Raw genomic sequence first — 21028 nt, 5'->3', positions numbered from 1 at the left:
GGGCCGGAGGCATCGCTTTGAGAGCATTCCAAGTGTAAGGGTTGGCGGCGGCCAGGTTAAATCAAAAGCTGTCAAAGCTGCGCTTTCATAGGGGTTTGCGCGTTTTTGACGGTATCTGATTTTACCGGTACTCCTCATTGCCTCTAGAGTTTGCTTGCGCACAAGGTCGTGCCGTTTCACGTGGCCCGAATGCCCATGCCAACGACGGCGAACCCCATCGCGACGAGTCAGCAATATCGCCTATGCAACGAGGGTGGCAGTCCTCGCGTTATCGGTTGACGAGTTTCGCCCGCACTATCTATATGGCAGGTACAAACGGTGAGAACGGTCGGTCAGACTTTTAATTATTCGCGCACTGAAGCGCTTGGCAGTCCTGCTGGGCCGTCGACAGTTGTGGTGGTCGGTAGTGGCGATGATAGTGGTTACGCCCTATTGGTAGACACGCTTCGTTCGCAGTGTTGTCATATTGCTTGCTATGACACGTGCTCGCAAATTGATACGAAGCTGTTGGCTCAGGGTGCGTTGGTGTTTTTGTTTGTTAGTCGACTTTCCGATAATGCATTGCGCCTCCAAGCTGATCTTTTGATTGGCCGGGTACCGCATGTCAGTGTGGTTCCGATCGTCGCATATGCCGAGCAAAGTCGTGCTGCCGCATTATTGGACAATGGTTGTGTGGACTATCTGCTGGCACCGTTCAGCGAGTCACAAATCACTGGCCTGTTAAAGCGTCAGGAGGCGTCTGTTGCCGTCCAGGAAAGCTTTGTCTCGTGCTCCCAGGCCGGACGTCGATTGCTGGCGATGGCGCAACGCGTGGCAGTCACCAGGGCGCCGATTCTGATTACGGGTGAAACCGGCACGGGTAAGGAAATGATGGCGCGTTACATCCATCAATTTGCCACCGGAGACAAAGCGCCTTTTGTGGCTGTCAATTGCGCAGCCATCCCCGAACAAATGCTCGAGTCACTGTTGTTCGGTCATGAGCGTGGCGCATTCACAGGGGCGGTCAGTGCCCAGTCGGGTAAGTTCGAAATGGCCAATGGCGGCACGCTGTTGCTCGATGAGATCGGCGAGCTGCCGTTGGGCCTGCAGGCAAAGTTACTGCGTGTGCTGCAGGAGCAGTGCGTCGAGCGCCTGGGTGGGCACAAGCAGATCAAGCTGGATGTCCGCGTTATCGCAGCCACTAACCGGGATTTAACACTGGAAGTAGCCGAAGGAAGGTTTCGCGCCGATCTGATGTTCCGCCTGGACGTGCTGCCTTTACACATTACGCCGTTGCGGGATCGCCCGGACGATATCCTGCCGTTGAGCAGGCGGTTTATTGCCCGTTATGCGCCTCAAGAACAGGCTGACGATCTGTTGACCGACGCGGCTAGCCGTGCGCTGTTATTGCACGACTGGCCGGGCAATGTCCGCGAACTGGAAAACACCCTGCAGCGTGCGCTGGTCATGCGCAAGGGGTTGTTTATCCAGGCTCAGGATCTGGGCTTGCCGGCAGGGGCGCGCGCGGCCCCTACGGAGCGATCGGCGCCGTTCGACGGCAGGGCAGCGTTGCGGGCTTCGGGCAAGTGCGCTGAGTACCAACATGTCCTCGACACTATTCGCAAGTTCGATGGGCACAAAAGCAAGGCTGCGCAAAGTCTGGGCATGACGCCACGTGCCTTGCGGTATCGCCTGAGCGCCATGCGCGAGCAAGGCGTGCAACTACCCGCGTTCTGAATCTTTTTACCCACCATTCCTTTGGCAACCCCTGTGGAGAATTGCCCATGAGTTCAATCCTGAGTGTTCAGCAGCAGATGCTGGGTCAGATGGAACAAGCCAAGCATCAGATGCACACCCCCGTCATTCGACAGGCTGCCGTGTTTGACCAGCCTGTCAGGGGTGGGATCAGCGTGGCTTTCAACCAGGTGATGCGCGAGGTTGATGCTCAGCAGCACCTGGCCAGCAATGCCATGGCTGCGGTCGATAGCGGTCAGAGCGACGACTTGGCCGGGGCGATCATCAAGAGCCGGAAGGCCGATGTTGAATTCAGTGCCTTGCTGCAAGTGCGCAACCAATTTGCCAAGGCTTTCGATGATGTGATGAGAATGCCGGTGTGACTGAGAGTAGGTGCTTAACGTGCTGCAAGCGATCAATAACCGATTTCTAATGCTGCGGGACAGCTTTAAGCTGGACCAGCGTGTGGCGTTGGGCCTGATGGCGGCTTCAGCCGCTGTGCTGGCTATCAGCGTGGTCTTATATCTGTGGCGCGACCAAGGGGCGCTTCGCCCGCTGTATGGCGCTGGCGAGCCATACCCGGCCGCCGAAGTGATGCAGGTGTTGGATGCGGAGCGAATCCCTTATCAGGTGCACCCGCAAAGTGGCCAGATCATGGTGCGCGATACCGATCTGGGGCGCTCACGCATGTTGCTCAGCGCTAAGGGTGTACAGGTGGCGGTCCCAGCTGGCTATGAGGTGTTCGACAAGGAAGAGCCGCTGGGCACTAGCCAATTTGTCCAGGATGTGCGCCTCAAGCGAAGCCTGGAAGGCGAGTTGGCCCGTACCATCATGACCCTCAAGGGGATCGACAGTGCACGCGTGCATCTGGCGATGCAAGAAAACAGCTCATTCGTCATCAGCAACCGTGATCCCGCCAAGGCCTCGGTCATATTGCAAATGAGTCCGGGGAAAAAGCTCAGTGCGGAGCAGGTGGGGGCCATCATCAACCTGGTGGCTAACAGCGTAACCAGGTTGCAAGTCGGTGATGTCAGCGTGGTCGACCAGTATGGCGCGCTCCTGTCCCGTGGCATCACTGCCACGGGTGGACCGGTACAGAGCTGGCAAGTGGTGGATGATTACCAGCAGAAGACCGTGACCAATGTCGAGCAGGTGCTTGCACCTTTGCTAGGTCTGGGTAACTACCGTATTAGCGTGACCGCCGACATCGATTTCAGCCAAAAGGAGGAAACCGTTCAGGCTTTCGGTGATACACCGCGCCTGCGTAATGAGATCCTCCAGGATGAAAGCGTAATGGACCAACTGGCCCTGGGGGTGCCGGGATCACTAAGCAATCGTCCGATTCCGCAGACTGCTCAGGGCCCTGAACAAGGGAGCGAGTTGTCGGTCGCCGACAAGGGCGCCACCTCCTTGCGTAAAGAGTCGACGCGCAAGATCGACTACGATCAGAGCGTTACCCATGTCAAACACTCGCCGTTCAAATTGCGTAGCCAGAGTATCGCCGTGGTCCTTAATGCCACGAGCGAAGCTGATGGTGGCTGGCCTGTTGCGGCGCGGGCCGAGCTTGAAGCAATGCTCAAAAGCGCAGCCGGTTTCAATGCCAGCCGTGGCGACGTACTGACCTTGAGTGTGTTCCCGTTTGCTGCCGCGGACCTGTCAGTAGTGCAACCTGCCTGGTGGCAGGACGAACACATTTACGCGCTTATCAAGCTCGGAGTGTTCAGCCTAATCAGTTTGCTGTTGCTGATGCTCGTTGTGCGTCCGGCACTCGCGCGCTTGATGGGGCGGACTGCTGAATCTACCCCTGCATTGGCGCATGAAGTTAAGGTCGAACCAAGCACCGAAGAGCATTTGCTGCCTGCGGGTGAAACTGGCCGTAATGCTGCCAGCATGCTCGACGGATTCAACCCGCTCTCGGAAGTCAGTCTGCCGGCGCCGGGCTCAGGTCTTGAGCTACAGGTCGAGCACCTGCAGATGTTAGCCAACAACGATCCCGAACGTGTTTCGGAAGTGATCAAGCAGTGGATAGGTCGTAATGAAAGTACCCTCACTCCGTCCAGTTGATGCCGTGCAGCAGCTGCGTGCGCGAACAGCACAAACCCGATCGATGAGTTCGACTGAGCAGGCTGCGATTCTCATGTTGAGCATGGGCGACTGCGCCTCTGCCGGTGTGTTGCGGCACTTCTCGCGGGAAGAGATCGTCATCATCAGCCAGACCATGGCCAGGCTCAGTAACGTCAAGCAACCGATGGTCTCGGAAGTGATCTTGCGTTTCTTCGAAGATTACAAAGAGCAAAGCAGCATCAAGGGGGCTTCGCGCAGCTACCTGGCAGGCATGTTAGGCAAGGCGTTGGGCAGCGACATTACCCGCAGCTTGCTCGATAGCATCTATGGCGAAGAAATCCGTACCAAGATGGTCAAGCTCGAATGGGTTGACCCCAAACAGTTCGCCACGCTGATTGCCAAAGAGCATGCGCAGATGCAGGCCGTGTTCCTGGCTTTCTTGCCGCCGGGCATGGCCAGTGAAGTGCTGGAAAGCATGCCGAGCTGGCGTCAGGACGAGCTGCTGTACCGGATCGCCAACCTCAACGAAGTTAACGGCGATGTGATCAAGGAGCTCGAGCAATTGATCGAGCGCAGCGTGTCGGTACTTTCTAGCCAGGGTTCTCAGGTGCGGGGGGTCAAGCAAGCTGCCGATATCATGAATCGTTTCAAAGGTGATCGGGCGCAGATGTTCGAGATGTTGCGCGGGCACGATGACACGCTGGTGGAAAAAATCGAAGACGAGATGTACGACTTCTTCATTCTGTCGCGGCAGAGCCAGGAAGTGCTGCAGACCCTTCTGGAGGTTATCCCGCTGAGTGAGTGGGTCGTGGCCCTTAAGGGGGCTGAGCCAGCCTTAACCAAGGCGATACAAGGGGCCATGCCGCGGCGCCAGATGCAGCAGATGGAAGCGCAGAATCGGCGCCAGGGGCCCGTGCCGCTGAGTCGGATTGAGCAGGTACGCAAAGAAATCATGGCCGTGGTTCGTGAGATGGCGACTGACGGTGGTCTGGCCATACAACTGTTCCGCGAACAAACCGTCGAGTGAGGTGCACCACGTGTCGATCAAAGTGGTAAAGAACAAGTGCCGTGAGTGGCGGCCATTTCGTTTTCCGCCCTTGCCGGACCGCCAGGGACAGGCGTGGGTGGACGATCCGGTCGCCGTACAGCGGGCTGTCGCCGACGGTTTTCAGGAAGGTAACGAAAAGGGCTATCTGGAAGGTCTCGCTCAAGGACGCGAGCAGGGACAGCGCGATGGTCTTGAATCGGGTCGTGAGGATGGTTTGCGGGAGGGGCGGCTGGAGGGGCGTCAGGCCTTCGATCAGGCCAGTGCGCCTCTGGAGGCGATCACTCGCCAGTTCAGCGTCTTTTTCGAGAGTTTCGAACTCAAGCGTCGCCAGGAATTGTTGGCGCTGGTCAAGAAAGTCGCCGAACAGGTCATTCGCTGCGAGTTGACCCTCAATCCCGCACAGTTGTTAGCCCTGGTCGAAGAAGCGCTGGCGGGGATGGCGGTGGAGATGGATGACATGTATATCCAGCTGCACCCTCAGGAATATGCGCAAATCAAAGACCTGGCGCCTGACCGTGCCGAGGCCTGGCGATTGGTGGCTGATGAAACCCTGGCGTTGGGTGAGTGCCGCATCGTCACGCCCCAGGCTGAGGTCGACGTCGGTTGTCAGCAGCGCCTGGACGCTTGCGTCAAAACCTTGTCCGGTCATTTGCAACTGACCGAGGAGTAGTCCGTGTTCAAACGCTTCGAACTGGATGAAGCCCTGCGTTCGCTGGATGCGGTACAGCTGGCCACGGTCAGCGGCAGGCTGGTGCGCATGTCGGGAATGCTTCTGGAAAGCCTGGGTTGCCAGCGAGTGAGCGGGCGGCGCTGCCAGGTCGAGCAGGCGGGCGGCGGTATGCTCGATGCCCAGGTGGTCGGCTTCAATCGGGAGATTACCTATCTGATGCCGTTCAAAAAGCCGGTGGGGCTCAGCTCCGGTTCACGGGTTTTTCCGGTCAAGGACGAGGCGCTGCTGCAAATCGATGAGTCGTGGCTGGGGCGGGTGCTCAACGGTCTGGGGGAGCCCATGGACGACCTGGGCAAGCTGACCGGGCGTGACGAACTGTTGACCGAGTTGCCCAGGGTCAATCCGCTTAAGCGTCAGCCGGTGACGGAAGCGTTGGATGTTGGCGTGCGGGCGATCAACGCATTGCTGACCATGGGCAAGGGCCAGCGGGTTGGTCTGTTTGCCGGAAGTGGTGTGGGCAAGAGTGTCCTGCTTGGCATGATCACCCGGCAGACCAAGGCTGATGTGGTGGTGGTTGGGCTGATCGGTGAGCGCGGCCGCGAGGTGCAGGAATTTATTCAGCAATCGCTTGGTCCGGAGGGGCTGCGCAAGGCGGTGGTGGTTGTCGCGCCGGCCAACGAGTCACCGCTGATGCGCCTCAAGGCTGCGGAACTGTGCCACAGCATCGCTGCTTATTTTCGTGATCAGGGCAAGGACGTGCTGTTGCTGGTCGACTCCCTGACGCGCTATGCCATGGCTCAGCGTGAAATCGCCCTGGCGCTCGGTGAGCCGCCAGCGACCAAAGGCTATCCGCCTTCGGTGTTCGCCATGTTGCCGGAGCTGGTAGAAAGCGCAGGTAATGGTGAAGGCGCTCAAGGTAGCCTCAGTGCCCTGTACACGGTGCTGGCCGAAAGCGATGACCAGCAAGACCCAATCGTCGACTGCGCCCGCGCCATTCTTGACGGGCACATCGTGCTGTCGCGCAAGCTGGCGGATATCGGCCATTATCCGGCGATTGATGTTGCCGCGTCAGTCAGTCGCTGCATGAACCAGGTGGGAAGTCATCTGCACCTCAAGGCGGCGCGAGCGTTCAAGGAGTATGTCGGGATCTATGAGCGCATCCAAGACCTGATTCCCCTTGGCGGCTACACGCCGGGCATGGACCCAGGCACCGACCGTGCCGTCAAACTCTGGCCCGGCATGGAGCGCTTTCTGCGCCAGGACGTCAATGCGAGGGCGGAACTGTCGTTGAGTATCGAGGCCTTGCAGCACATCGTTAAATAATCAGCCGTTGAAAATGAGTGGGCTATGAAAGATCGTATAGATGTCTTGAGCCGGCTTGCCACACTGCGCGGTATTGAGGTGCGCCAGGCGAAGGGACGGGTCGATTATCAGCAGATGCTTTGTCATCGTTATCGCGAGAATATCGTCGGCTTGAACCGCCTGTGCGGGTACGACAATACCGTCACTTCGGCGGTGCAGCGCCAGAATCAGCAGCAATACAAAGCTACTCTGCATGGCATGATCAACCTTCAGGTGCGGGAGCTGGCGGTGGCGCAAGAACACCTGGCGCATTTGCAGAACCAACTGATGCAAGCGGTGCGCGTTGCGAAAGTGCTCACCCAGGTCATTGAGGTCAAGGTGCGCGACAGGCAAACGGAGTTGGGTCGTCAGGAACAGGGCAGACAGGATGGCTTGGCTTCCCAGGTCTGGTGGCGCAACCTCAAGGCTTCATCCGAATTCTGAGAATATGGAAAATTCGATTTAAGTCGCGGTCCGAGTGGTCGCCTATTCCATTCATACCCAATTCTGGACGTCATTATGAAAGTCACCGGGCAGCCCACTATCCGTTTGAGTAACACCAATGAAGCGCGGGCGACGAGTCATTGCGAGCACGCCAGTGCTTCTCCGGTTGTGGCTGTGCCGCGGGCGTCGACCCAGGCCGCGCTCGGGCAAATCCAGCAGGAGCTCGCTCGGATGCCGCAAGTAGACCTGGAAAAGGTCGGGAGAATCCAGAGCGAGCTGGCGGCCGGTGAGTTGACGCTCGACAATTCATCCTTGGCAGCAGCGATGGTGGCCTTTCATCGCGGTGATGACAGGTGAGTCGACGCGAGCAACTGCTGCGCGTCATTGAGCGGGACGTGGGCGAGGACTTCCAGGCTTATAACCGATTGGTCGAGCTTATGAATCGGCTTCATGGTTTGTTGCTTGTGCGCGACGCTGTGCAGATCGACATCAGCAACCAGCAGATCACCGCGTTGCTGGATGCGGCAGTAGTGCGTGTTCAGCGTCGGAGAAAGGTCATGGAAGCCTTTCGTTTGCCGGTCGATGAGCAGGCGATGGAGAAACTCTTCGGGTTGTTCGAGCCCGGTCGTCGGGCCGCGTTGCTGAGTGCCTGGTCGGGTCTGCGGGCGCAGGTCGAACGCTGTCGCGTCCTCAATGAGCGAAATGGCAAATTACTCGCGATGCAGAGTGAAATCCTCCAGCGGGTACTTGATCGAGAGCCTGCGCATATTTACCAGCCTTCCTACTAGGTGCTTCACGAAATCCCGCGCATTGCGCTTGCGCCGCTTAAGAATCGAGGTTCATGAGTCCTCGGGCGAAGCATAGGGTGGGGCACTGAACTTCTCACTGGAACCCGCATTACAGGCAGGTCGCGCGCCAGTGATCGGCTGATGCTTGCGGGTGTTCTGTGGGGTGCTTTCGATTCCATCGCAAGCTCAATGATCAAGGCCTGATTGGCTCGCCAGCTCTGCGTGCAATCCGAGCCTCATCTGGCGGTCGCCAAAAAGCGGGTTGACGAGCCTGCTGATCACCCTCCAGGCCACAGTTGCGGTGGCCTAATAACCAAAATCCACATGCTCTGCGCCGCCAACGGAACACCGTTGCTCTTCCTCGTTCCTGGCGGCCAGGCCAGTGACATCAGCTATGCCCCACCCCTCCTGAGCGAGGGCAGTACTCCAGCGAGCCAGCGTGGTCGGCGCAAAATCATCGAGCGCATGTTCGCCTGCCTGTAGCGCTGCTCAAATGATCAAGTTGTTTCAGCGCGGCGTCTATCTGCCCGTGAAGAGGCGTAGTTAATGAATTCAATCCGCTCGCGTCTGTAAGGCATGCGTTGCACAGCAGTGGTGCGGAAGAGGTGTTTCCGCCGACCCATCATGAGCAAGGCAATAGGGGAAATCTTATTTCGTTCGTTATCAGATAATTTCCTTTAAAAACAATGATTTAAATGTTGGCATTGGTTTTGCTATTTGGCATGGCGAGGAGGAATTCAATATGCCAATTCAGTCAATCCAAGAGCAGGCGTGGGACTGTGTAAAGAAACAGGTCCAGATAAACAAGGACCAGGTAAATCGACAGTCGGAACGGTGCAAGGCAGAGCAGTCTGCTGTCTTAGAACTAGACAATGCACTCCAGTCATTCGAGGGCGTTGTTAAGGGCATGCAGGGGCCGGGCAAAAGCCTGCTGGTAAGCACTGCTGCATTCAGCAAAGACGGCATGGCCAGCGCGACGCTCGGTGCCAATGCGCAAGATTGCTCCTATTCATTATTCATCGGACAGATCGCTCGCGTCCATCAGCTCTCACTCAGCGGTCTGGGAGAAAATGTGGGCGACAGCGGTAGTTTGTGGATTAGCCAAAATGGCGCGGAATTTGAGGTTGATTTAGCAGCGGTAGGTAGTGAAGGTAACGGTCAAGTCTCTCAGGAAGCACTTGCCGCAGCTATTAATAAACATCCTGACAACCGCGGTGTAAAGGCTACTCTGGCTCGAAGTCAGGGTGAAGTGTCAGTGGTATTGACGTCGCAAAAAACAGGGGCAGATTCACAGTTCACTTTGAGGTCTTCAAATGCAGGCGAGCAGTTGATCGCTTCACTTGAAGGGCGGCGGATTTTATCTGAAGGCGCAGATGCAGTTGTTTACCTAGGCAATGAAAATGGCTTGAGGTTCCAGCAAGACTCGAACACGTTCAAGGACCTGGTCGAGGGTGTCAGTGTGACGGTCAGCAAGGCCCATGAGGCTGGCGAGACACCCTTGATGCTGGATATTTGTCGTGACAAGCCGGCCACCAAGGAAAAGGTCAAGGACTTCATCACCGCCATCAACAAACTGTTGAGCGACGTTGATAGCCTGTCGGCTCCAGGGGGTGAAAAGGGGCGGCGTGGGGTGCTGGCCGGAACCCCCATCATCCGTGCGGTTAAATATCTGCTCGGAACCGAGGTGCGCAAGAGTTTCCCCGATGCAGAAAACAAAAGCTTGCTGGACTTCGGCCTGCGGGCGACCCGCGACGGCAAGTTCAGCCTCGATGACAAAGTCCTCGACAGGATGGTGGATAGCCACCCACAAGCACTGGACAAGCTGATCACTGGTAAAGGCCAGTTGCTCGACCGCTTGAGCGAGTCACTTGCGCCCTACACCAATCGCACCAGCGGTTCCATGAAAGCGCAAAAAGACAGCATCACCACACGGCTGAAGGAACTCCAGCACAAGCGAACAAGCATCGAAGCAGAACAAAACGCCTCTTATGGGCGCAAGCTCAAGCAATTGGTTGCAACGGAGCAGGCCCTCAACGCAATGACGCAAACTTTTGCCATGTATTTTTGAGCCCAAGAAATGAATGAGAGCTATGAAAGCTATCGCACGGTCGATCTGGAAGTCCGGGCCAGCTCAGCGTCGCCCTATGAGCTGGTTCTGGTGCTGTTCGACGGCCTGCTCGATGAGTTGAGTCGCGCGCGTGGGCATATCGAGGCCCAGCGTTACGCCCAAAAAGGGAAATCGCTGGAGAAATGCATGAACATCCTCTCTGCACTCAACAGCTGCCTTGATTACGACATGGGGGGCGAGGTCGTGCAGTCGCTGTCGCGACTATACGATTACTGTTTGCACCGTTTGGTGGATGTCAGTGTATCGCTGTCGCTGCCGGGGCTGGATGAGGTGGTGTACCTGCTGGAGCAGTTACGCGAGGGCTGGGAGGGTGTCAATGCTGCCCGAAAATGATCGTAATCGACTCGCATTGTTGCAGTCTCGGCTGGGTCAGCTGTGGCTCGCGCGTGACTGGGCAGCGATCGGCGAACTCGATGGCGTGATACGCCTGGAGTTGCAGCAGTTGCAGGGCCGCGGAGCAATTGCAGGCGAGGTCGTCAGTCAACTGGCGCTGTTCAGACAGCGGTATACGCAAGTGCTGGAGGCCGGTCGTGTCGAGTCTGAGCGTTTGCGCAGCGTCCTCAACCGGCATATCGAGCACAGCGAAGGGCGTACTGCTTACTTTCTGGCCGGCAGCGACCAGGGAGTGGCTTAGGTCATGAGCGTTTCACTCCCGCTGATGGGTGGCGTCGCCCCGGTCGAACCATTGTTCGAGGTGTTACCGAAGACGACGCTGCCGGGCGACAGCTTTGAGTTGTTGCTGCAAGACCCCCAGATATCTGTCTCTGCTGAGCCATCGGCGCCATTTGAAACGCAGAGGTTGGTGAGCAGCAGTATGGACGCTAGCGATGAAGGTCAAGTGCAGGTCGAGCGTAAGGCTGAGTCTGAGTCTGAGGCTGAGTCAGAACCTGAACCGGTGCCGGTAGTGAGCCCGCAGCATTGGTTGGCCATGATGTTGAGTCAGCAGTCGTTGCAGGTGCAGGCCCGGGACTCTCCGCCTTCAACACCTCTTGCGCGGGGTGGCCCGCAGGCGCTGACCCAGCTTGAAACAACGCTGCAGGTTGCTGACCAGGCTGCAGATAATGAGGTGGTCGAGGGGCACGAAAACGTGCACATGGGGTTTCTGCTCGGCAAGCTGACGGACAAGCAGGCACGGACGACGCTGGCGTCATCAGTGTCCATTCAGCCGGCGCCGGCGAGGGCAGCTATGCACATGGACGCGATATTCAACGTTGAGTCGGTCAGTGTGGATGCCCGAGCGCCAACTGTCGATGCACTTGCCGAGCAGGTGTTTGACCGCCAGCTCAAGCTTGCCGCGCCGCAGGCGCGTTGGGGTGAGCAAATGCTGCACGCGCTTCGCGAAACGGTTGAGGTCCAGCTTCAACAACGGCTGCAACAGGCGACCATTCGCCTGGATCCACCGGAACTGGGTAGCCTGGAGATTTTCATCACTCATGAGTCTGGTCGCCTGAGCGTTCATCTGTCGGCAGCTCAAAGTGATGTTGTGCGTCTGCTGAATGCCACGAGCGAGCGCTTGCGCCTGGATCTGCTGGAACAGAGTTCGCTGCCAGTCAGCGTGCAGGTTTCCGATAGCCAGGGGCGTCAGTCGCGCGACCAGCCGCGTCAGTCGCGTCGCGACGCAACCATTTCCGCAGCCCGTGCGGAGGAACAACCCTCGACCGTAACGGACAGGCAACGGCCTAGCGATGTGCTCGTCACGGTTTAGTACGCGTAATTGTCAGCCGTACACCAAATTCACCACTCAGTTTTAAATGGATTAGAAACACTCATGTCAATATCGCGTGTCATTTTGTTAGTGGTCGGGCTGAACCTGGTAATTACCGTGGGCGGCGGAGTTTTCGTCTACCTGTATCTGAACGCTATGCCTGCAGCGGTTTCGCTGGCTGAGTTGGGCGACGTCAAACCTGCTCAGCGAGATATTTCCGAGTACGCGTTCTACCCTGTGGAAAAAATCGTGTTGAACCTGCCAGGTGAGGACCGCGAGCATTACTTCGTCCTTGATCTCGCGCTGCAGGTGGACAAGAACGAGCAGGCCGGCCTGTTCAAACAGCTTGAGCCACTGGTGCGCCATTCGGTGATCGCCTCGCTGTCGAGCCTCCCGCTCGGCGAATTGAAAGCCATGCGGATCAATGAAGTTCAGCAACGTTTGAACGCTGAGCTGGCCAGGGATTTCACCGCCAAGGGAATGCAGATACCCTTCAGTGGAGTGCTGGTCAGCAAGTGGCTGGCGCAGTAAAGCGACCATGGACGACAACTGGTTGGTCGCTTACGGTCCAGATCCCCGCGACGCTTTGTCGCCCCCATTGTTGCCAGGCGCCGAGCAGCGTTGGTTGATGGACTACCTACCGCTGGTCAAGCGCATTGTCAATCAGCTATCGATACAGGCCAGCCAAGTCCTCGACCGTGACGACATGGAGCAGATTGGCTTGATGGGGCTGCTCGAGGGGCTGCGTCGCTATGGCGTGCCCGATGAGCAGTTTGCCCGGTTTGCCGCGATGCGCATTCGTGGGGCCATTCTCGACGAGCTGCGTCGGCAGGACTGGCGTCCACGGCGGCTGCGGCAACAGGCGCACAAGGTCCGCGACGCAGTACGCCAGCTCAGTCGCAGATTAGGCCGCCAGCCTAAGGATGTAGAGGTGCTCGAGGCCACCGGCTTGAACCATGCGCAGTACCAGTCCTATCTGCAAGCCGAGGCGGCGGAAGCCATCGAAAGCCTCGATACACTGCTCCTGGATCCCGATCGAGGGTTTCTTCAGAGCGGTACCAGTGTTGAGGACCTGGTACTTGGCGAGCGTTTGTTGGCGCAGGCGCTGGACCATCTCGATGAGCGCGAGCGTTTGGTGCTGACGCTGTACTACCAGCATGAACTGAATCTTAAAGAAATTGGCTTGGTGCTGAACGTCAGTGACGCCCGGGTCTGTCAGTTGAGTAAGCAGGCCATCGAAAAGGCTTGTGCTTGTCTAACCAAGAGTAACTGAACGTGCAAAAAATTCTGGGCGCTTTAATTATTATCGGCTGCGTGCTGGGCGGTTTCGTTACGAGCGGGGGAGGTGTATCGGTGTTATGGCAGCCCGCAGAAGTGATCATTGTACTGGGGGCGGCGCTGGGGAGTCTGATCATCGGCAATCCGAAGGAAGTACTGCTGGAAATGTGCTCGCAAATCAAAGGCATTTTCTCATTCAAGCGGCGCGGCGAAGAGTTTCAGCGTCAGTTGCTGATGGTGCTGTATGAACTGCTTGAAACCGTAGAGATCGGTGGCCTCAGGGCGTTGGATGCGCACATCGAGGAGCCGGATCAAAGCGAGCTGTTTGCCAAGTACCCGCTCATCCTTCAGGAAAAAAACCTGATGGCGTTCATCGCCGACAACTTCCGCCTGATGGCCATGGGCAAGATCAAAGCCCACGAACTGGAAGGCTTTCTGGAGCAGGAGCTTGATGCCATGCATGACACTCTGCTGTTGCCGTCGCGCTCGCTGCACAAGGTTGGTGAGGCCATGCCGGGGTTCGGTATCCTGGCGGCGATTCTGGGCATCATCACCACCATGGACAGCATCGGCGGGTCAGTTGCAGAGATCGGGACTCATGTGGCCGCTGCGCTGGTGGGAACCTTCCTGGGCATCTTCCTTTGCTATTGCCTGATGGAACCCATGAGCAATGCCATGACGCAGCGCATTCGCACTGAGCTCTCGGCCCTTGAATGTGTCCGCACCACGTTGGTGGCCCATGTTGCCGGCAAGCCGACCCTGCTGGCTGTGGATGCTGGTCGGAAACTGATTGAACAGGATGTCAAGCCAGCGTTCAAACACCTGGAAAAATGGGTCACCAGTTATGAAGACGAGCGGGGGCCGCTATGAGCCTACGTGCCGAGCAAGGCGAACGGGTTATCGTCAAGCGCCGTAGCAAGCGTGGCCATGCTGAGCAGCAGTCTGGTGCCTGGAAGGTCGCATTTGCCGACTTTACCCTGGCGATGATGGCGCTGTTCATGGTGTTGTGGATCATCCAGCCGCAGATCGATGAGCAACTCAGAACACCGACGGTTGAACATGGCGCTACGGTTGTGCAGGGTGGTCTTGGTATTTTTGACAGTGTCAGCCGAGAGCCGATCGACTTCGTCGGTCTGGTGCAAAATCCCGAGCGGTCCAGAGAGCCCCATGATATTGAGGATGCCGGGCAGGCCGCAGAACGCTACGACAGCGAAGCCGAGTTGCAGACACTGGCCAGGCTGATGAGTCTGTTGGCCGAGCGCGCAGACGCCCTGGCCAACGTCCAGGTGCAGGTGGTACCCCAGGGCTTGCGTATCCTGATCAAGGACGACGAACGACGCTTCATGTTCGAGCGTGGCAGTGCCCAGTTAAATCCTCATTTTCGTGCCCTGCTGGCTGCCTTGGCCACGGAGTTGCTCAAGGTCGAGAACAAACTGATTATCAGTGGACACACCGACGCCACACCCTATCGAGGCGCTGGTGGTTATGACAACTGGAATTTGTCAGGCGAGCGGGCCTTGTCGGCGCGCGCCGTACTGGTCGCAGCCGGCTTGCCCGCGACCGGTATTCTGCAAGTGTCAGCCCAGGCCGATCAGATGCTCTTGCGTAGCGATGAGCCGCTCAGCGGTGCCAATCGACGGATTGAATTGCTATTGTTGACCAGCCAAGCAGAGGCCTTGTATCGGCAATTGTTCAGTGAGCGGTATGTACGCTACACCGGCCATGCGGCCGATTTTGTCGAACCTGGCGCGCCCAGGGCGCAAAAAATTGAATAGTGCGATCGATGCGCGCTGCTTTGGGTAAGCAGGCTGGGCGGGGTGCATCAATAGACACATTCGCGCAGCCGGTTGTCGCTCAGATCAGGGGGGACGCTATCATGCAGGGTGATGGTGCAGTTCTCGCTGGGTTGCCCGGGGGTATTTAACGGCTTCCCTGTCGACGTATCACCAATGCGACCGGTTTTTCGCTCCGTTTGAAGTTTGATCAGGCGTTCGGTGAGTGTCTGTGGGGGGCTGATCAGCTTCGGCGTCTGGGGTGGGCGATTGTTCGTATTCTCAGTGCCCTGCAGGCGCTCGGGGAAGTGTTGGCTTGGCAATGCAGCGTACAAATAGCCCAGCAGGAGCGTGGCCAATACGATGGCCACTGTCCGCGTGCGCCGTGTGTTCGATCGTACCGCGGGTTGATTGTTTGGCGCTGGCCGCTGCGCAGTGCCATCAAGCGGGTTTTCGAACGTTTCAGTAACCGGCGCAGGCGCTGGAGCAGCGGCGACCAGAAAGGCAGGGTTGAGCAGGTAGCCGCGCCTGGGGACGGTTTGAATGATCTGGCGGCTCTTTTCATCACCGAGTATTTTGCGCAGCGTATACACCTGTTGGTTAAGGCTGCCCTGACCGACAATACGGTCACTCCAGGCATGGGCGATCAGTGTTGCGCGAGGTACTAACTGCCCGGGCTCCTGCATCAGCCGAGCCAGCAAACGGCCGCCGGCATATCCCAGCTCGATTTTCTCAGTTTCCTCTCCTTTGAGTACTGTCAGTGTGTGAAACACCGGGCAGAAAATAGCGGCGTGCTCGCTGTGACCGGTCCTTATGTTCGGAAAAAATGTGGTCATGGAAAAGTTCGAGATGGTTGTAGGAAGAGCCTTATTTTTTTATTGGATGGCCTGAGGTTGATGCAAGGAAATTCTTAATTACCTATTGAATTGGCTGAATTTACTGCAAGGCAATTCTTGAGCTTTCGAGGGTACAGCGAGCCTGGCGGGCAGGGCGCTGTTGTGTAGCGGTTCCGTGTGGCGGATAGAGGCGGAGCCCTGTGTACTGGATAACCGAGTGACCGTTTCAAAAGGCGCACCTCGCCTGACGTGCTCTTTTCCTCCTCGGAACGGACGGGCGGCCAGAAACCCGGATGCATGATGGGCGTCGATCTTTTTTGGGGGGGCGCGCTTGGCGTTGCGAGAGGAGAAGCAAGTACAGTATCGCTCCCATCTAATTATGAAAAGGGAGCGGTGGCGTAGCTCTTAATACGGACTAAGGGTGCCAGAGGTCTGAATTTAAGGCTGGAAGGAGCAAGTAGTGGTAGATCACCTTGCTCAAAACGCCCCCGAGTCGCGTCGAGGGCGTATGGGCTGCGTTTATCGAAGCAGGTTGAGGACCATGCCTGACATCTGCCTGTCATTTTGCAGCATTGACATGGTGGCCTGGGCCCGCATCATGTTCTTGGCGTTATTGGCGCTTTCCTGGGCGTAGTCGGTATCCATGATACGGCCACGGGCGACGTCGGTTTTATCTCTAACGTTGCTCAAGTTGTTGTCGATGTGCGTCAGACGGTTGAGATTGGCACCGAACGAGGCGCGCATCTCGCCGACAGAATCCAGTGCCTTCGTCAGTGTGCTGATCGAATTGGAGGCATTCACGTTGTCGCTGATTTCGTTGCCGGCTTCTGCGCTCGCCTCTTTCAGTGCCTTTTCCAGTGCGGCTATAGCTGCCGGATCTGGATTCGGGTTCTGCCTCGCTGCTTCGAGTGCATTCTCAGCCGGGGTTTTTCTTGCCTGAAGGTCGTTGGCTACCTTTTGCGGATCGAATTTCTCGGTTGCTTGGAGCAAAGTCTCGCGCAGATTAGTAAGCAAAGCGCTAGCGTCGAATTTCAGTTTCTCGTCAGCGCTGGCGCCAGTCTGGAAATCGATCGCCTTACTGAGCTTGCTTTCCCCGCCTTTAGTGCCGAATAGCTGCTCGTCGTTGAAGCGGGTATTCTCCAGGATGTTGTACAACTCTTTACCCAGCTCGTCGTATTCCTTCTGCATCGCTTTGCGGTCTGAGGTACCGTTCGTGCCGTTGGCAGCCTGGGTGGCCAGGTCTTTCATGCGGAGCAGCATGTTGCCGACTTCTTCGAGTCCGCTGTCGGCGGTTTGCAGCATGGACGTGGCATCGGCGATGTTGCGCCCGGCGACCTCCATGCCACGGCTTTGTGCGTTTAGACGGCTGGCGATTTGCAGGCCGGCGGGGTTATCAGCTGCCCCATTGATGCGATAGCCAGTGGCCAGGCGCTGCTGGCTGATGACCATGTCGTGGCTGGTCCTGTTGAGAACGTTGATGGAGGTAAGTGCTCCATGGTTGGTATGAATCGAAAGTGGCATGAGGTGTGTCCCTTGTTAGTCAATCAGTAAGTGGGTTGTGGGGAAGAGGTTCACTCCCCCCTGACTACCCAAGGCGACATGCTGTGCGGTGGACTTAAATAGCTGTCGGAATTTATTTTTGCGAAGGGATGAAGGTGCTGGTTACCGTGCCAGGCTCGGTGACCTGGGCGTCAATGATGCTGCCGCTGGCAAGGTTCTTCACCTGGATCACTTGGCCACTGCGTCCGTCCTTTAGTGCCTCGCCCTGAGTGACAGCCTGAATTTCGCCATGGCGGGCAACCATCCTGACGCGCTCGCCGCGCCGGACCAGCCAGGGCGAGACCAGCATGCCCTGATTGAGCACCTGCTGGCTGCGAATCCGGCGCTTGGCGCTCAGGCCGATGACTTCATCGGCTTGACTGAAAAGGCCTCGACTGTTTTTGCTCACGCTCACTTCCCGCCGTTCAAGCATGTCGGCTGTGATTACCCCCCCTCGCTCCAGGATTTTGGCTGCAACGACCGCCTGAACGAATACGCTGACCTGCACTGTTACCGTCAAGCGCCAGCCCGGCTGCGCCGTGCACAGCAGGTCCAGGCGCTGTCGCTCGGCGAGCGTTGCACTCTCAGTGGTCGCACGAACCGTCAAGGGGGCAGTACAGGCCGCTGTAGGCGCATCAGGCGGTAAGGCAAGCAGTTTCTGGGTGAAGCGCATGCCTTGCCAGTGCTCGCGTTGCGCCTGGGCGCCAAGACGTTGCTCCAGGTGTCCTCTGGTGGCCTCTTCGATCTGCACATTGAGTTCGCTGTCACCCCATGTTGTTGTCGGCAGGGTAATGAGCAGCAGGGCCATCAATTCGCGCGATGCGGAAAAGTTACTTCCCCGGCATGCTCTGATGATTGCAAAAAGCGGAAGTGAAATTGCTTCTTTAATTGGCTTTCGATTCATTAAGTTCTTTTAAATCAGTAGGTTAATTTTTTTTCGGCGTTGGCATGAATGCTGCTATCAAGGGGTGAAGCGAACTTTGATCAAGGGGTATATGGCGATGAGTATACGGATGGATGAAGCATTGGGGGTGCATATGCGCGCCCTCGACTTGCATCTGCAGCGTAGCGAAATCCTTGCGGCCAACTTGGCCAATGAAGACACCCCGGGCTTCCAGGCGCGTGATTTGGATTTCGCCGCGCAAATGGCGCGATACCAGTCGTCACCGGCATCTGCCGATGCCCGGCCGGCCCCGCTCCAGTATCGGGTACCCGCTCAGCCGTCGCTGGATGGCAATACGGTTGAGTTGAGCGTGGAGCAGGCGGCCTTTGCCAAAAACAGCGCGGATTTCCAGGTCAGCCTGACCTTTCTCAACATAGGGTTTCGTGGCCTTAAGCAAGCCATAGAGGGGCGCTGACGACAATGGCTTTCGACGCTATCTATCGAATCGCAAGTTCGGCGATGTATGCGCAGAGGGTGCGCCTGGAGACGGTGGCCAGCAACCTGGCCAATATTGATTCGGCAGCCGCTGACACCCGCACGGCTTACCAGGCGCGCAAGCCTGTGTTCGCCGCGGTTTATCAGAACCATCAGCTCAGTCGTGGTACTGGTTTGGGCGGGGCGAATGTGCAGGTGCTGGATGTGGTGGCTTCCGGGCGTGAGGCGAAAAAGCGCTATGAGCCGGAACATCCGCTGGCCGATCGCAGCGGCCATGTGTACTACCCCGATATCAGCGAGATTGAAGAGATGACCGACATGATGTCGGCTACGCGCAGTTTCGAGACGGCTATCGAGGTGCTCAATCGGGTCACAAGCATGCAGCAAGGTTTACTGAAGCTGGGAGAGGCGTAATGAGTGCAGTGCATAACGACACGTCGAACAATGTCCAGGCCAATGAGCGGATCAAACCCAACTCGGCTGCTGGTGAGATGCAAAACACCTTCATTAAATTGATGGTGGCGCAGGTTCGTAACCAGGACCCGACCAAACCAGTGGACAGTAGCGAGTTTCTCAATCAGTTCGCGTCGATGTCCCAGGTGCAAAGCCTGGAAAACATGGCTGCGCTGACCAAGCAAAACAACGCGGTGCTGGAAAATCTGCGCCACATGAGCGCCGTTGGCCTTGTGGATAAGACCGTCAAGGTATGCGCTGATCATCTGGACCTTCAAGGTGAGCCCGTGCACGCCGAGATCGAGCTGCGGCAGGCGACCAATGACCTGCGCGCGGTATTGACCGACGTTAACGGCGTCAGCGCCGAAATGCTATTACCCGCCGGCAGTAAAGGCCCGTTGGCGTTCGCGATCGATCCACGGAAGCTGGGCCTCGCGCCAGGCAAATACGACATCAGGGTCGATTCCAGCAGTGGCGAAGCCTTTGACCTTCTGGTCAAAGGCAAAGTCGGCAATGTCCGTCAGGACAATGGCGAGTCGGTTCTCGATGTGGCCGGAGTCGGCCGGGTGCCGTTCAGTCGTATCAGCGGATTCAGCTAGGTTCCCGCATCTGCCAACGCGCCGGGCGCTGACCGTCCGGGCTTGCCCTCAGCCAATTTACACAAGGCCAACACCATGAGCTTCAGCATCTCCCAGACCGGCCTGAGCGCGGTCACGGAACAACTCAACAGCATCAGTGACAACATCGCTAACGTCGGTACCACCGGCTTCAAATCATCAAGAACCGAATTCGGCAGCCTGTACGCTGGCGCCCAGGCGATGGGCGTTAGCGTGCTGGGCAAATCCCAGTCCATGGGTGTGCGCGGTGCCCTGGAGCTGACCGGCAACAATTTGGACCTTGCCATCTCCGGCGGCTCAGGCCTGTTCGTCACCCGTAGCGGCAATGGTGATACCACCTACACCTGTGCCGGTGCCTTCAGCAAGAATCGTGAGGGTGTTCTGGTCGATGCCAGCGGCCATCGCCTGCAGGGCTACCCGGTGGATGCTGACTGGAACCTGAAGGTGGGGGCGCTCGATGACTTGCGTTTGCAAAGCGGCAACCTGCCGGCCAAAGCCACCGACGCCGTCACCTTTGTGGCCAACCTGGATGACACCAAGCCCGGGATCGTCAACCGAAACTTCGGCCCTCAAAACCCTGCAACCTACAGCGACACCTACACCACATCGGTGTACGACTCCAAAGGCAAGCAGCACGCGTTGAGCCAGTACTTTGTCAAGACAGATGCAGATACCTGGCAAGTCCATTACCGCGTTGATGGGCGTGACGCGGGACCGCACGAGCTTCGGTTCGATATGCAGGGCCGTTTGACCGCCCCAATGGCGGCGGTCAATATCGAATTCGCGCTCGATGGAGCTGCTCCACTGCGAATCGCGATGGACTACCAGCGCAGCACTCAGAGTGCCTCGGGCTTCGTCGTGTCGGCCAACGATGCGTCCGGCTACGCTGCCGGGGAAAACACCGGTGTGTCGATCGAAAAAGACGGCAAGGTATATGCCACGTTCAGCAACGGCGAACGCCTGCTGCAAGGGCAGGTGGCGCTGGCCAGTTTCGCCGATGCCAACAGTTTGAAAAACGAGGACGCCACCCGCTGGAGTGCCACTGGCGAGTCCGGTAAGCCACTGATCGGTGCACCGGGTACGGGTGTGTTGGGGGAGCTGAGGAGCGGGGCGCTGGAGAAGTCCAATGTGGATATGACCCAGCAACTGGTGGCGTTGATGGAAGGGCAGCGCAACTATCAGGCCAACAGTAAAGTGTTGTCGACTGACAAAGAGCTGATCCAAGTACTGTTCCACGCAATCTGAGGCTGACTC

The 21028-nt window shown here is 57.6% G+C and carries 24 protein-coding genes; 21 read left to right on the top strand and 3 right to left on the bottom strand.

Going from position 1 to position 21028, the window contains the following annotated elements; all coding sequences use genetic code 11:
• Nucleotides 1-318 precede the first annotated feature (318 nt).
• The 17 genes from PPL01S_RS11015 to PPL01S_RS10930 all read left to right on the top strand — a co-directional run bounded on the left by PPL01S_RS11015 (nt 319) and on the right by PPL01S_RS10930 (nt 14954).
• Complete coding sequence (locus PPL01S_RS11015; RefSeq protein ID WP_169740060.1) at nt 319-1716, top strand: sigma-54 interaction domain-containing protein; 1398 nt, start codon at nt 319-321, stop codon at nt 1714-1716.
• Nucleotides 1717-1763: 47 nt separating this feature from the next.
• A complete protein-coding gene (fliE, locus tag PPL01S_RS11010) occupies nt 1764-2096 on the top strand; it encodes a flagellar hook-basal body complex protein FliE (RefSeq protein WP_028625003.1) in 333 nt (110 codons plus the stop codon).
• Nucleotides 2097-2115: 19 nt separating this feature from the next.
• Entirely contained in the window at nt 2116-3777 is a 1662-nt protein-coding gene (fliF, locus tag PPL01S_RS11005; RefSeq protein ID WP_028625002.1) for a flagellar basal-body MS-ring/collar protein FliF, read from the top strand.
• Nucleotides 3749-4804: a FliG C-terminal domain-containing protein gene (locus PPL01S_RS11000; RefSeq protein ID WP_028625001.1), complete on the top strand. Its 1056-nt coding sequence runs from the start codon at nt 3749-3751 to the stop codon at nt 4802-4804. Before fliF ends, PPL01S_RS11000 begins: the two co-directional genes overlap by 29 nt.
• A gap of 10 nt (nt 4805-4814) precedes the next feature.
• Complete coding sequence (gene fliH, locus PPL01S_RS10995) at nt 4815-5495, top strand: flagellar assembly protein FliH (protein ID WP_028625000.1); 681 nt, start codon at nt 4815-4817, stop codon at nt 5493-5495.
• Between the two features lie 3 nt (nt 5496-5498).
• Nucleotides 5499-6818 (top strand): FliI/YscN family ATPase, encoded by a 1320-nt coding sequence (locus PPL01S_RS10990; RefSeq protein WP_028624999.1) that lies wholly within the window; start codon nt 5499-5501, stop codon nt 6816-6818.
• Nucleotides 6819-6842: 24 nt separating this feature from the next.
• Nucleotides 6843-7280 carry a flagellar FliJ family protein gene (locus PPL01S_RS10985; RefSeq protein ID WP_028624998.1) on the top strand — a complete coding sequence of 146 codons (438 nt, stop codon included), beginning with the start codon at nt 6843-6845 and terminating at the stop codon, nt 7278-7280.
• A 75-nt stretch (nt 7281-7355) separates the two neighbouring features.
• The gene (gene flgM / locus PPL01S_RS10980) at nt 7356-7637 is read left to right on the top strand and encodes a flagellar biosynthesis anti-sigma factor FlgM (RefSeq protein ID WP_033743035.1); all 282 of its coding nucleotides are present in this window, start codon (nt 7356-7358) and stop codon (nt 7635-7637) included.
• Nucleotides 7634-8068, top strand: coding sequence for a flagellar export chaperone FlgN (gene flgN / locus PPL01S_RS10975; RefSeq protein ID WP_016393566.1), 435 nt, complete (start codon nt 7634-7636; stop codon nt 8066-8068). Before flgM ends, flgN begins: the two co-directional genes overlap by 4 nt.
• A gap of 742 nt (nt 8069-8810) precedes the next feature.
• Nucleotides 8811-10136 (top strand): flagellar filament capping protein FliD, encoded by a 1326-nt coding sequence (fliD, locus tag PPL01S_RS10965; protein ID WP_028624997.1) that lies wholly within the window; start codon nt 8811-8813, stop codon nt 10134-10136.
• Nucleotides 10137-10145: 9 nt separating this feature from the next.
• On the top strand, nt 10146-10529 hold the full coding sequence (gene fliS / locus PPL01S_RS10960; protein WP_016393569.1) for a flagellar export chaperone FliS: 384 nt from the start codon (nt 10146-10148) through the stop codon (nt 10527-10529).
• A complete protein-coding gene (locus tag PPL01S_RS10955) occupies nt 10513-10830 on the top strand; it encodes a hypothetical protein (RefSeq protein WP_016393570.1) in 318 nt (105 codons plus the stop codon). The genes fliS and PPL01S_RS10955 overlap by 17 nt, the downstream gene beginning before the upstream one ends.
• Nucleotides 10831-10833: 3 nt before the next feature.
• Nucleotides 10834-11901, top strand: a complete 1068-nt coding sequence (locus tag PPL01S_RS10950) for a flagellar hook-length control protein FliK (RefSeq protein ID WP_050483639.1) — start codon at nt 10834-10836, stop codon at nt 11899-11901.
• A 63-nt stretch (nt 11902-11964) separates the two neighbouring features.
• Nucleotides 11965-12432, top strand: coding sequence for a flagellar basal body-associated FliL family protein (locus tag PPL01S_RS10945; protein ID WP_016393572.1), 468 nt, complete (start codon nt 11965-11967; stop codon nt 12430-12432).
• A 7-nt stretch (nt 12433-12439) separates the two neighbouring features.
• On the top strand, nt 12440-13174 hold the full coding sequence (locus PPL01S_RS10940) for a FliA/WhiG family RNA polymerase sigma factor (RefSeq protein ID WP_016393573.1): 735 nt from the start codon (nt 12440-12442) through the stop codon (nt 13172-13174).
• A 2-nt stretch (nt 13175-13176) separates the two neighbouring features.
• The gene (gene motA / locus PPL01S_RS10935) at nt 13177-14049 is read left to right on the top strand and encodes a flagellar motor stator protein MotA (RefSeq protein ID WP_028624996.1); all 873 of its coding nucleotides are present in this window, start codon (nt 13177-13179) and stop codon (nt 14047-14049) included.
• Nucleotides 14046-14954 carry an OmpA family protein gene (locus PPL01S_RS10930; RefSeq protein ID WP_028624995.1) on the top strand — a complete coding sequence of 303 codons (909 nt, stop codon included), beginning with the start codon at nt 14046-14048 and terminating at the stop codon, nt 14952-14954. The genes motA and PPL01S_RS10930 overlap by 4 nt, the downstream gene beginning before the upstream one ends.
• A gap of 47 nt (nt 14955-15001) precedes the next feature.
• Here PPL01S_RS10930 and PPL01S_RS24300 read toward each other — a convergent pair whose 3' ends face one another.
• The 3 genes from PPL01S_RS24300 to flgA form a co-directional block, all read right to left on the bottom strand.
• Nucleotides 15002-15787: a winged helix-turn-helix domain-containing protein gene (locus PPL01S_RS24300; RefSeq protein WP_050483638.1), complete on the bottom strand. Its 786-nt coding sequence runs from the start codon at nt 15785-15787 to the stop codon at nt 15002-15004.
• A gap of 519 nt (nt 15788-16306) precedes the next feature.
• Nucleotides 16307-17308: a flagellin N-terminal helical domain-containing protein gene (locus tag PPL01S_RS10920; protein WP_028624994.1), complete on the bottom strand. Its 1002-nt coding sequence runs from the start codon at nt 17306-17308 to the stop codon at nt 16307-16309.
• A gap of 112 nt (nt 17309-17420) precedes the next feature.
• Entirely contained in the window at nt 17421-18230 is an 810-nt protein-coding gene (gene flgA, locus PPL01S_RS10915; RefSeq protein WP_156042649.1) for a flagellar basal body P-ring formation chaperone FlgA, read from the bottom strand.
• Nucleotides 18231-18327: 97 nt separating this feature from the next.
• On the opposite strand from flgA, the gene flgB reads away from it, so the two are divergent.
• The 4 genes from flgB to flgE all read left to right on the top strand — a co-directional run bounded on the left by flgB (nt 18328) and on the right by flgE (nt 21019).
• Nucleotides 18328-18684, top strand: a complete 357-nt coding sequence (gene flgB / locus PPL01S_RS10910; RefSeq protein ID WP_028624992.1) for a flagellar basal body rod protein FlgB — start codon at nt 18328-18330, stop codon at nt 18682-18684.
• A gap of 5 nt (nt 18685-18689) precedes the next feature.
• Nucleotides 18690-19118 carry a flagellar basal body rod protein FlgC gene (flgC, locus tag PPL01S_RS10905; RefSeq protein WP_028624991.1) on the top strand — a complete coding sequence of 143 codons (429 nt, stop codon included), beginning with the start codon at nt 18690-18692 and terminating at the stop codon, nt 19116-19118.
• On the top strand, nt 19118-19756 hold the full coding sequence (locus tag PPL01S_RS10900; protein ID WP_028624990.1) for a flagellar hook capping FlgD N-terminal domain-containing protein: 639 nt from the start codon (nt 19118-19120) through the stop codon (nt 19754-19756). The genes flgC and PPL01S_RS10900 overlap by 1 nt, the downstream gene beginning before the upstream one ends.
• Before the next feature lie 75 nt (nt 19757-19831).
• Complete coding sequence (flgE, locus tag PPL01S_RS10895) at nt 19832-21019, top strand: flagellar hook protein FlgE (protein ID WP_028624989.1); 1188 nt, start codon at nt 19832-19834, stop codon at nt 21017-21019.
• The last annotated feature ends 9 nt before the right edge of the window (nt 21020-21028 follow it).

Source organism: Pseudomonas plecoglossicida NBRC 103162 = DSM 15088, from assembly GCF_000730665.1.
Classification (GTDB): Bacteria; Pseudomonadota; Gammaproteobacteria; order Pseudomonadales; family Pseudomonadaceae; genus Aquipseudomonas; species Aquipseudomonas plecoglossicida.
This window is presented reverse-complemented; position numbering and strand designations above follow the sequence as displayed.